General features: G+C 70.2%; 8 protein-coding genes and 1 pseudogene. 1 reads left to right on the forward strand and 8 read right to left on the reverse strand.

The window, feature by feature from the left end; genetic code table 11:
• Positions 1-14: 14 nt before the first annotated feature.
• From ACXJLU_RS12005 to ACXJLU_RS12030, 6 genes are read right to left on the reverse strand one after another with little or no spacing between them, the layout of a single operon-like run.
• On the reverse strand, positions 15-737 hold the full coding sequence (locus ACXJLU_RS12005) for an ABC transporter ATP-binding protein (RefSeq protein ID WP_457331115.1): 723 nt from the start codon (positions 735-737) through the stop codon (positions 15-17).
• The gene (locus tag ACXJLU_RS12010) at positions 734-1,492 is read right to left on the reverse strand and encodes an ABC transporter ATP-binding protein (RefSeq protein WP_457331117.1); all 759 of its coding nucleotides are present in this window, start codon (positions 1,490-1,492) and stop codon (positions 734-736) included. The genes ACXJLU_RS12005 and ACXJLU_RS12010 overlap by 4 nt, the downstream gene beginning before the upstream one ends.
• The gene (locus ACXJLU_RS12015) at positions 1,489-2,706 is read right to left on the reverse strand and encodes a branched-chain amino acid ABC transporter permease (protein ID WP_457331119.1); all 1,218 of its coding nucleotides are present in this window, start codon (positions 2,704-2,706) and stop codon (positions 1,489-1,491) included. Before ACXJLU_RS12015 ends, ACXJLU_RS12010 begins: the two co-directional genes overlap by 4 nt.
• 4 nt (positions 2,707-2,710) lie before the next feature.
• On the reverse strand, positions 2,711-3,652 hold the full coding sequence (locus ACXJLU_RS12020; protein ID WP_457331121.1) for a branched-chain amino acid ABC transporter permease: 942 nt from the start codon (positions 3,650-3,652) through the stop codon (positions 2,711-2,713).
• 5 nt (positions 3,653-3,657) lie between these two features.
• Entirely contained in the window at positions 3,658-4,893 is a 1,236-nt protein-coding gene (locus ACXJLU_RS12025) for a branched-chain amino acid ABC transporter substrate-binding protein (RefSeq protein WP_457331123.1), read from the reverse strand.
• A 20-nt stretch (positions 4,894-4,913) separates the two neighbouring features.
• Positions 4,914-5,705 carry an SDR family oxidoreductase gene (locus ACXJLU_RS12030; RefSeq protein WP_457331126.1) on the reverse strand — a complete coding sequence of 264 codons (792 nt, stop codon included), beginning with the start codon at positions 5,703-5,705 and terminating at the stop codon, positions 4,914-4,916.
• Positions 5,706-5,879: 174 nt separating this feature from the next.
• On the opposite strand from ACXJLU_RS12030, the gene ACXJLU_RS12035 reads away from it, so the two are divergent.
• The gene (locus ACXJLU_RS12035; RefSeq protein ID WP_457331128.1) at positions 5,880-7,829 is read left to right on the forward strand and encodes a helix-turn-helix domain-containing protein; all 1,950 of its coding nucleotides are present in this window, start codon (positions 5,880-5,882) and stop codon (positions 7,827-7,829) included.
• Positions 7,830-7,844: 15 nt separating this feature from the next.
• Here ACXJLU_RS12035 and ACXJLU_RS12040 read toward each other — a convergent pair whose 3' ends face one another.
• Together ACXJLU_RS12040 and ACXJLU_RS12045 are read right to left on the reverse strand one after the other, a co-directional pair.
• On the reverse strand, positions 7,845-9,533 hold the full coding sequence (locus ACXJLU_RS12040; RefSeq protein WP_457331203.1) for a carboxylesterase/lipase family protein: 1,689 nt from the start codon (positions 9,531-9,533) through the stop codon (positions 7,845-7,847).
• Positions 9,507-11,231 (reverse strand): annotated as a pseudogene (locus ACXJLU_RS12045) (tannase/feruloyl esterase family alpha/beta hydrolase); the annotation flags it as partial. The pseudogene ACXJLU_RS12045 and the gene ACXJLU_RS12040, both read right to left, overlap by 27 nt.
• Positions 11,232-11,307: the final 76 nt, after the last annotated feature.

Genomic DNA, 11,307 nt, shown 5'->3' on the forward strand with positions numbered 1-11,307 from the left:
GAAGAGGGAGGTGTTCAGACCGCGAGCCACTGCTGCTGCATCGCGGTGTCGGCCAGCAGCTGCGCCGGGCTGCCCTCGAAGACGATGTGGCCGTGGCCCATCACGCAGACGCGGGTCGACACCTTCAGCGCGATCGCGAGCTTCTGCTCCACCAGCACGACCGAGACGCCCTGGCGCTGCATGTCCTGGATGCACTCGGCCACCTGCGCGACGATCTTCGGCGCGAGACCCTCGGTCGGCTCGTCGATCAGGATCGCGAGCGGGTTGCCGAGCAGCGAGCGGCACATCGTCAGCATCTGCTGCTCGCCGCCCGACAGGCTGCCGGCCTTGGTGCCGCGGCGCTCCTTCAGGCGCGGAAACCAGTCGAACATCTGCGCCACGCTCCAGCGCACCGCGCCGGCCACCGGTGGCTGCTCGCCCATGCGCAGGTTCTCGTCGACCGTCAGGTTCGCGAACACCTCGCGCTCCTCGGGCACGTAGGCCAGGCCGGCGCGGCAGATGGCATGCGGCGGCGCACCGGCCAGCGCGCGGCCGGCGAGCTCGATGCGGCCGGCGCTCGGCGGCACCAGGCCCATCAGCGCCTTCAGCGTGGTGGACCGGCCCGAGCCGTTGCGGCCCAGCAGGCTGACCACCTCGCCGCGGCCCACCTGCAGCGTCACGCCGCGCAGCACGTGGCTCTTGCCGTAGTGGGCATGCAGGCCGTCGACACGCAACAGCGGTTGGTCGACCGCGTTCATGCCTCGTGCTCCTCGCCCAGGTAGGCCTCGCGCACGCCCTGGTGCCGGCGGATCTGGTCGGGCGTGCCGGTGGCGATGACCTGGCCGTAGACCAGCACGCTGACGCGCTCGCCGAGCGAGAACACCACGTCCATGTCGTGCTCCACCAGCAGCAGCGTGCGCCCTGCCGTGACCTCGCGGATCAGTTCGGCGGTGTACTGCGTCTCCTCGCTCGACATGCCGGCCATCGGCTCGTCGAGCAGCACCACCTGCGGGTCCGAGGCCAGCGTCATCGCGAGTTCGAGCGAGCGCTGCGCGGAGTAGGTCATCTCGCCGGCCAAGGTGGATGCCTGGTGATGCAGGCGCACCCGTTCCAGCAGCCGTTCGGTCGCTTCGCGAATGCTGCCCATGCGCTCGATGCGGCGCCAGAAGTTGTATTCCAGCCGGTGGCGCTGCATCACCGCGATGCGCACGTTCTCGAACACGCTCAGCTTCGGGAAGATGTTGGTGATCTGGAACGAGCGCGCCAGGCCGCGGCGGTTCACGCGCTCCGGCGCCCAGCCCTCGATGTGCTCGCCATCCAGCACGATCTCGCCCGCGCTGGGCCGCAGGTTGCCGGAGATCAGGTGGAACAGCGTCGACTTGCCGGCCCCGTTCGGCCCGATCAGCGCATGGCGTTCGCCGGCCCGCAGCTCGAGGTCGATGCCACGGATGATCTCCGCCGCGCCGAAGGACTTGCGCAGGCCGCGGATGCTGAGGATCGGATCGGTGGTCATGACGCACTCCCGAAGCGACGCCGCGTGACGACGGTCAGCAGGCCACCGCACGCCAGCAAGCCCGCCGGCACCATCCAGGTGATCACCGCGGCAGGCGACCAGGGCCGCCCCAGCAGCGGGATCGCGGGCCACTCGGCAGCCGCCCGTGCCAGCGCCCGGTAGTCCTGCGAGCACAGCCGCTGCAGCATCTCGACGGCGAAGACGCCGCCCGCGCTCAGCAGCACGGCCGCGCCTGCCGCGAGCAGCACGGTGAATGCGGCAGCCCGCCAGCCGCGCCGTTCGACGAGCCGCGCCGCCGCACCGAACAGGCCCGACAGCCCCGTCGGCGCGAACATCATCACCCCCACGAACAGCACGCCCTGGTACAGCAGCCACGACTGCGTGGCGTCGGACACCGCGTAGCCGAAGAAGGTCATCAGCGCGGCGCCGAGCGCCGGGCCGAGGAAGCTGCCGACGCCGCCGATGTAGCTGTTCAGCACGACGGTGGCCGACACGCCGGCATCGAACACCGCGTAGTTCGCGGCCTCGTTGCTCAGCGCCTGCAGCCCGCCGGCGAGGCCGGAGAACATCGCCGAGATCGCGAAGGCCGAGACCCCGAGGCCATGCACGTCGTAGCCGAGGAAGCGCAGCCGGTGCCCGTTCTCGCGCAGCGCCAGCATCAGCCGGCCAGCAGGCGTCTGGCTGTGGAAGTACAGCAGCCCGAGCGACAGCAGCACCCACGCGAGCGTCAGGTAATAGACCTGCGCCGTCGAGCCGAAGCCCAGGCCCCAGGCCGGGGCGCGCATCGTCGAGATACCCGACTCGCCGCCGAACAAGCCCTTGAGCTGCGGCGCCAGCGCGTGCAGCAGCTCGGCGATGGCCAGCGTGATCATCGCGAAGGTGGTGCCGCTGCGCTGCGTGGCGAACCAGCCGCCGACGATGCCGACGGCCAGCCCCGCCGCGGCGCCGACCAGCGGCATCAGCGGCGTCGGCAGCAGCCCGCTGCCACCGAAGGCGTTCATCGCGTGCACCGTCGCGAAGGCGCCGATGCCGAACCAGGCCGCATGCCCGAACGACAGCATGCCGGCGCGGCCGCTGAGCATGCCGTAGGCGCTGGCGAACAGCGCCGCGACGAGCATCTGGATCGATGCGATCAGCAGSCCGCCCGGCAGCACGGCAGGCAGCGCCACCAGCAGCGCCACGCCGGCAATGAGAAGAGAAAGGTTCATGCGCATCGGATCAGGCCTTCTCGCCCATCAGGCCGCCGGGTCGAACCAGCAGGATCAGCAGCATCAGCGCGAACGGCAGCGTCGCGGCCAGGCTCGACAGCTTCAACGTCAGCAAGCCGCCGACGTCCTGGGCCCAGCCGCCTGCGCCGACGAGGGCCAGCGCATCGGCCAGGCTGTGGTCCACGCCCACCGCCAGCGAGGTGACGATGCCGATCAGCAGCGACGCCGCCATCGCCCCGCCGAGCGAGCCGAGCCCGCCGACGACGACCACGACGAACACCATCACGCCGACCTCGAGCGCCATGTTCGGGTTGGTCGTGTAGAACGCGCCGGCGATCGCGCCGGCCAGCCCCGCCAGTGCCGCACCGACGCCGAACACGCCCATGAAGACCAGTTGCACGTTGTGGCCCAGCGCCTGCGCCATGCGCGGCTTGTGGATGGCTGCGCGCACGATGATGCCGATGCGCGTGCGCGTCAGCAGCAGCCACAGCGCGGCGAACATCGCGAGCGCCACGGCAGCCATCAGCACACGGTAGGCCGGGTACTGCTGGCGGCCGAGGCTGAACGCCGCGAAGTCCAGCGCCGCCGGCACGCGGTAGTCGACCGGGTGGTTGCCGAAGAACAGCTTGATCGCCTCGGCGATGATGAACGACAGCCCGAAGGTCAGCAGCAGCTCGTGCGCGTGGCCGTGGTGGTGCACGCGCCGCAGGAACCAGCGCTCGACCACCACGCCGACCGCGCCCGACAGCAGCGTGGCCGCGACCACCGCCGGCCCGAAGCCCATCAGCCCCTGCAGCGTGTACGCGAAGTAGGCCCCGAGCATGTAGAACGACGCGTGTGCGAAGTTCAGCACCCCCATCATCCCGAACACCAGCGTCAGCCCGGCCGACACCATGAACAGCAGCAGGCCGTAGACGGTTCCGTTGAGCAACGAGAAGACGACGGTCTCCATCCTGCTCAGCTCGGGCGCTGCATCTTGCAGGACGCCTGCGCCGGCACCGAGGCCTCCTCGGCCGTGAACACCTTCACCGGCTTGAAGCCGAGCGCGGTGTCGTCGGCCTTGTACTTCGCGTCCTTCGCGACCACCGACACCACCAGCGGCAGCAGCACCTGGTGGTCGGCGGCACGCATGCTGGCCTCGCCCATCGGCGTCTTCAGCTTCGCGGTCTCGAGGTTGCGCGCGAGCGCGTTGACGTCGAGCGCCCCGTCGACCGGTTTCGTGCGCTTCAGCGCATCGGCCACCATCTCCAGCCCGAACACCGTCTGCGGCTCGGTCGCGACCGGCGGGTGTCCGCTCTTCGCCTTGTAGTCGGCGACAAAGCGCTCGCCTTCCGCGCCGGCGGCCTCGGGGTTGAACGCCTGCACGACGAAGTGGCCGATCGCCTGCTCGCCGGCGTTGGCGATGTTGCCGACCTGGTCGAGGTACACCGTGCCGAAGCGCAGCTTGAGCCCGGCCGCCTTCGACGCCTTCATCATCAGCAGCAGGTCGTTCGACCAGTTGCCGGTGATCACCGTGTCGGCGCCCGACGCGCTGATCTTCGCGACGTAGGGCGCGAAGTCCTGGATCTTGTTGACGTCGTGCAGCGTCTTCTCGACCACCTGGTAGCCGCCCGCGCCGGCGTTGTCGACGATGGCGCGCTCCATGTCCTGGCCCCAGGAGTAGTTCTGGTTGATCGAATAGACCTTGCTGCCCAGCGCCTGCACCTGCTTCATCGCCTGCACCAGCGCCTTGGTGCGCACCTGCGCGTTGCCGGCGAAGCGGAAGTGGTGGAAGTTGCACTTCTCGCCGGTCAGCTCCAGCGCCTCGGCACCGACGTTGATGTAGACGATCTCCTTGCCCGGGTTGCGCAGGTTGTGCTTGCGCACGTCTTCGGTGATCTGGCCGCCGATCGCCGACGAGCCGCCCTGCACGACGATCTGCACGCCGTCGGCTGCAGCGGCCTTCAGCTTGTCGGAGGCGCCGGCCGGGCCGCCCTGGTTGTCGTACTCCAGCAGTTGCACCGGCTGGCCGTTCCAGCCGCCGGACGCATTCAGCTTGTCGACCGCGTAGCGCACCGCCGCGCGGTAGGCCAGGCCGGTGGAGGCCTGCGGGCCGGACAGCGTCTCCAGCACGGCGATCTTGACCGGGGCGGCGTGCGCGGCGGTGGCCAGCAGCGCGAGCAAGGGAAGGGTTGCGATTCGAACAGCATTCATCTTTTGTCTCCGATGATTTATTAGAGGTACTCGACGTTGCCGTCGATGCTGATGGCCTGGCCCGTCATGTTCCGGGCCGCGGGCGAACACAGGAACAGCGCCAGCGCCGCCACGTCGTCGGCGCTCACCATGCGGCGCAGCGAGATCTTGTTGAGGTACTGCTGGCGCATCTCGTCGACACCGATGCCGACCGAGGCCGCACGCGCCGCGATCACGCCGTTCATGCGCTCGCCTTCGACGGTGCCGGGCAGGATCGCGTTGACGCGGATGTCGTGCGGCCCGAGCTCGACCGCGAGCGACTTCGTCAGCCCGACGATGGCCCACTTGCTCGCGGCATACGGCGTGCGGTACGGGTAGCCGAGCCGGCCCGCGACCGAGGCCATCGAGATCAGGCAGGGTCCGGCCGACGAGCGCTTCAGCATCGGCACCGCGCGCCGGGCGAAGTAGTACTGGCTGTTCAGGTTGACGGCGATGGTGCGTTCCCAGCCGGGGCCGTCGATGTCCTCGATGGCGCCGGTGGGCCCGGCGATGCCGGCGTTGTTGACCAGCACGTCGAGGCCGCCGAACGCGCCCTGCACGTCGTCGAACACCAGGTCGACGTCGGCGGCCACCGACGCATCGGCCATGCTGCCGGTGACGCCGGGCAGCTCGGTGGTCAGGCGATCGATCGCGCTGCGGTCGATGTCGCAGACGTGCACGCGGGCCCCGGTCTCGTGGAAGGCCCGGGCGATCGCCGCACCGATGCCGTTGGCGCCGGCCGTCACGAGGACGCGCAGGTGGGGCGCGGGCCGAAGCGAATCCAGGATGGGCATGCAGGTCCTCTGTTCAAAGAGGCGCCAGTCTCGGTGCGCGCCGATGCGCGGCCAATGTGCGGTGCGCACACCTTCGGCCCGGATTCAGTGTCTCTTGCGGCCTGCGGGCGACCGGCTGCGGCGGCGCCCCCTCTGGTAGCCTGCGCGACGCACCAGAAGTACAGGAGACACACCATGCGGAGCCCTGCCCCGCCCTCGCCCGCCGAGCTGATCCACCTGCTCCACCAGGGCGCCCCCGCCAGCGACTTCGCCCGCCACCTCGCCGAGGTCGAGGCGCTGCCGGACGACATCGCCGGCAAGTCGACGCTGGCCGAGACCGTGCGCATGGCGATGGCGATCCGCAACCGGCTGGAGCTGCAGCAGCAGCGCGAGCGCGGCATGCTGGCGGTGATCGATTCGGCGCAGGCGCTGTCGAGCCGGCTCGACCTGGAGAGCCTGCTGGGCGCACTGGTGCTGCGTGCCCGCAACCTGCTGGGCTCGGACATCGCGTGGCTGTCGGTCTACGACGCCGGGCGCGGCGAGTTCCGCGTGCTGGCCGCCGACGGCGCGATGCATCAGACCACCTCCGGCATGGTGGCGCGGCACGACCGCGGCGTGGCCAGCGTCGTGATGTCGACCCGCCTGCCCTTCGTGACGCCGGACTACCTGCACGACGCGCGCTTCGAGCACGACGGCGGGCTCGACGCCGCGTTCCGCGACGAAGGCATCGCGGCGCTGGTGGGCGTTCCGCTGGTGTGGGACGGCGAGGTGACGGGGCTGTTGTTCGTCGCCGACCGCTACCACCGGCTGCACAACGCGCAGAGCATCTCGATCCTGTGCACGCTGGCCACGCACGGCGCGGTGGCGCTGAAGAACGCGCGAGATTTCGAGCGCGCGAACGCGGCGCTGCACGATGCCGACCAGGCGCGCGCCGAGCTGGAGCGGCATGTGCGCAGCATCCAGGCGGCCACCGACGCACACGAGCAGCTGACCTCGCTGCTGGCGCGCGGCGCGTCGCTCGCGACGTTGTGCGAATCGGTCGCGCGGCTGCTGAACGGCAGCGTGCTGGTGCTGGACGAAGGCTCGCAGGTGGTGAGCGCGGCAACGCCGCCCGGCCATGCCGACCAAGGGGCGAACGGCTACACGCCGCACGGCGAACGCAGCGCCGAGGTGGCGCGCGCGCTGCGCCAGAGCCGCGAGACGGGGCGCTCGGTGCCGGCGTGGGCGCTCGACGGTGAGTCCTGCAGGGTCATGGCGGTGATCGGAGGCGACGGCATCCTCGGCGCCGCGCTGCTCTTCCACAACGGCGAGCTGGAAGAGATCGCGATCCGCACCTTCGAGCGCAGCGCGAGCGTGATCGGCGTCGTGCTGCTGTCGCGCCAGCGGCTGGAGGCCTCGAAGAGCCACGATGCGTCGGACCTGCTGCGCTCGCTGGTGTGGCCGCGCCAGGGTGAGCTGAAGGAGCTGGTGAGCCGCGCCGACCTGCACGGCGTGGACCTGTCACGGCCCTTGGCCTTGATGCTGGTGGAGATGGACGGCCCGAGCGCGGGCTACGCGGCGCGGCGCTTCCGCACGATGCGGCCCTTGCCCGATGCGCTGGTCGACGACCTGGACGGCACGCTCGTCATCCTGTGCGGCGCCACCGGAGCACTCGAAGCGCGGCTCGCGGTTTCGGCCTGGGCGCGCAGCGAACTTCATGCGGCCCACCGCGGCGTGCTGTCGCGCCCGATCGGCGGGCCGGCCGAGATCCCGGCGCTGTACGCGACGCTGGGCCGCGCGCTGCCGGTGCTGCGGCGCATCGGCGTGCAGGGGCAGATCGTCAACCAGAACGAACTGGCGCTGTACTCGACCTTGTTCGAGACCCACGACCAGACCAGCCTCGACAGCTTCCTGCAGGCCACCATCGGCCCGCTGATTTCGCTGGACCGCAAGCGCAGCGCCGAGCTGGCACCGACGCTGCTGAGCTACTTCGACAACAACCAGAACGCCAAGACCACCGCGCAGCGCCTGGGCATTCACGTCAACACGGTGCGGCAGCGGCTGGCCACCATCGAGACGCTGCTCGGGCACTGGGGCCAGGCCTCGCGCGCGCTGGAGATCCACATCGCACTGAGGCTCTGGCACCTGAGCGCGCCCTCGGAGTGAGGGCGCCCCGGCGCGTCATTGCACGCTGATCTGCTTCGCGGTCGGCGTCGCATCGAACACCAGCGTGGCCGGCCACTGCGGCCACGTCGTCCCGAGCCCGGTGTTGTTCGGGTCGCCGTTGCGGGCGAACGCGCCGATGCTGCGCATCATCGCGTCCGACAGCGCCAGCCGGCCGGGCGCGTTGGCCGTGGTGTTCGTGAAGTTGGCATACAGCGACGGACCGAAGTTGCCGAACGCGAACGGCAGGTCGAAGGCATGCGCCGCGCCGTAGATCTCGTTGAACGGGGCAGGCAGCTCGTCCCAGTCGAAGCGGTAGTACCAGATCGGGTTCTGCTGCGATTGCAGCGCCCCGAGCACGCTGTCGCGGCTGTTCAGGAAGAACAGGCGGTTCAGCAGGTCGGAGCGCGCGGTGAAGCCGGTGACCGGTGCGTCCATCGGCAGGTACGACGGCGGGATCCACTGCGCGATCGTCGTCGTCGCCGGGCCGTTCGGCTTGTAGTTGAAGGCCATCGCGAAGACCGACGGGTCGTCGAGCAAGCGGCCGCTGCCGGTACCTCCCGCCAAGGGCAGCAGCGTCGGGAACAGCTTGCCTTCGTCGCGCGTGTTGCCCGCGAGCACCGGCACCTTCAGGTACTGGCCGGCATGGATCGCGGCGATCGGGCTGACCGGCAGCACGTTGCCGTCGGCGATGGGGCCGGAGCCTGAAGCGCCGATCGGTGCGAGCTTGCTCGTCACCGTGTTGATGATGGCTTCGGCGCTCTTGCCGCGCAGGTAGGTCGCGACTTGCTCGGGCGTGCGCGACGCAACGTACCCATAGGCGGCAGTCAGGTCACCCGCCAGACCGTCGGCGAGCACCAGGTTGGCGACCAGGAAATCGGCCTGCCCGCGGAAGTCGGACGGCGACGCCAGCGTGGCGACGCTGCCGGCCGGCAGCTCGCTGGCGCGCGAGATGCCGCCGCTGATCGGGATCACGCGGTGCACCAACGCCGGGTTGGCCTGCGCGACCAGCGGCGAGGTCATCAGCGCATAGACGTTGACGGCACCCGCCGACTGGCCCATCAGCGTGACGTTGCCGGGGTTGCCGCCGAACGCCGCCACGTTGCCGTTGATGAACTTCAGCGCCTGCAGGATGTCGAGGAGCGCGAAGTTGCCGGAGTCGTCGAGCGCGTCGCCGGTCTTCAGCTGCCCCAGGTTGATGAAGCCGAGCAGGCCGAGGCGGTAGTTCACCGTGACGACCACTGCGTTGGCGGTGCGGGCGAGCGCTGCACCGTCATACACCGGGTCGGCGGTGTAGCCGGTGACGTTGCTGCCGCCGTGCACGAACACGATGACCGGCAGGTTGGTGGCGGCCGAGGTCGGGCGCCAGATGTTGAGGTAGAGGCAATCCTCCGACCCGACCGGCTGGCCGACGGTGGTGCCGATGGTCGCGTCGTACTTGTTGTTCGATCCGGGGCCGTACAGGCGGCCGAACGACGCGCAGGCATTGCCGAACTGCTGCGTGGCCTTCGGCGAGGTCCACGGCTCGAGGGCGGCCGGCGCCTTCCAGCGCAGTTCGCCCACCGGGGCCTTGGCGTACGGGATGCCCTTCCACGCGTAGGTGCCGCTGGTGGCGGAGTGGTCGGTGCCGATCACGTCGCCGAGTGAGGTGGTGCGCTGCGTCGGCGAGGCGTTCTCGCGGTTGGCGCAGGTGAACGAGGCGGCCATGTTGACGTCTCCGGTGCCGTTGTAGCGCGGCCATGCAGGGTAGTCGCACAACGGGCGCGTGCGGCCGGGCACGCCTGTCGTGTCGGCCACCACCTGCGCGCTCGGCGCGGTGCCGTCCTCGGCCCAGTGCTCCAGCGTCGTCAGCGAATCCCACGCGGCGTTGAAGGCGGTGCTGACCGCATGGCCGAGGCCGGGGATCTCGTAGTAACGCACGAAAGTGTCGACGTCACTCGGCCCCATGCGGGCCTGCAGGCGCTGGTAGTACTCCTCGGTGGCGCGGGTGCTGACCAGCACGTCGGCCAGGCCGTGCGCCAGCAGCAGCTTGCCGCCCTTGGCGGCGAAGGCGTCGAGGTCGACGCGGGTGTCGAGCAGCGTGCTCAGCTGGCTGACGCGGTTGGCCCACGGGCCGGGGTTTTCGGGGTCGAAGGACAGCGAGTCGTAGCCGGCGTCGCGGGTCACCGAGTACTTGATCCACTGGTCGAGCAAGGTGCCGATGTACGGCGAGTTGCGCGGCATCGGCGTGGCCGGCGCGGCGGTGCCGAGCGCCAGGAAGGTGATCGTCGGCTGCAGCGGCGACGGGTTGGTGGTGATGCCGAGGTCGGCGCCCCAGACGTTGTAGCCGGGGTAGTGCGTCTCGCCGCTGGCCAGCGCGAAGTGGAACTGCGTGTCGGTGTTCATCGCCTTCAGCGCGGTGATCTGCGCATCGGACAGGCAGGTGTCGCCGGTGTCGGCGCCATCGGGGCAGCGCAGCGGGTTGCCGGCGACGCTGGCGGTGGCCGGGTCGAACACCGCGTTGCAGCGCTGCTGGTTGCTGATGAGACCGTCGACCGCGCCATCGAGGCCGTCGCAGGCTTCCATCGCGGCGGCGTAGATCAGCGATCGCTTGGCGGTGTTCGGGTAAGCGCCGGGCTTGGACAGCACGCGGCTGACGCGCTGGCCGTGCAGCAGCGCGGCGGCGTCGTTCCAGGCGGGGTACAGCGAGATCGCGCCGTCCCAGTCGGCCGGCCATCGCGTGATGGCGGCGAGGGCCTCGCGGCCACCGGTGGAGCCGCCGGCGAAGTAGGCCTTGCGGATTGCATCGACGGCATAGCGGGCCTTGATCAGGAAGGTGGCGGCGTCGCGGGTTTTCTTGATCGCGTCGCCGCCGAAGTTGTCTGCCGCTTCGTCGTTGAGCGCAAAGGAGCCGTCCTGCGAACCGAAGGCGTTGGCCTGGTGCCCGGAGTCGCTGGCGAAGGTGGCGTAGCCGCGGCCGAGCGGGTTGGGCTGGTCGGTGGGGCCGACCGGCACGTTGCCGGTGACGGCGGGGATGCTGCCGTCGAAGCCGCCGCCGCCGAACATCACGGCCTTGTGGTTCCAGTCGGTGGGGAGCGCGAGGTTGAAGCGGATGTCGGGCGCGGTGGGGTCGACCGGGGAGATCCTGGCGACGACGAGGCAGTGCTCGGGGGTCACCTTGGGGGCCGTGCCGGTGGGGGCGACGACGGTGGCCGAGATGACGGTGGCGCCGGAGGTGGGCAGGCCTATCGACGTCGCCGGAATGGCCGTGCCCGCCAGTTGCGCGCAGGTGAGTGGCGTGGAGGTCGTCGGAGGTGGCGTGCCGCCCCCTCCTCCGCCGCCGTCATCACCACCACCGCAGGCGGCGAGCAGCAGGGAGAGAGCGAAAAGCGGCGCGATGCCGAGTCCGGGTCCGGGCTTTGTCATGGTCGTGTCTCCTGGCGTGTGTTGTCGTCGGCCCGATGAGGTTGCGTATCCATCAGCGGGATGCGGCCTCGGCACC

The organism is Rhizobacter sp. P5_C2, assembly GCF_054049715.1.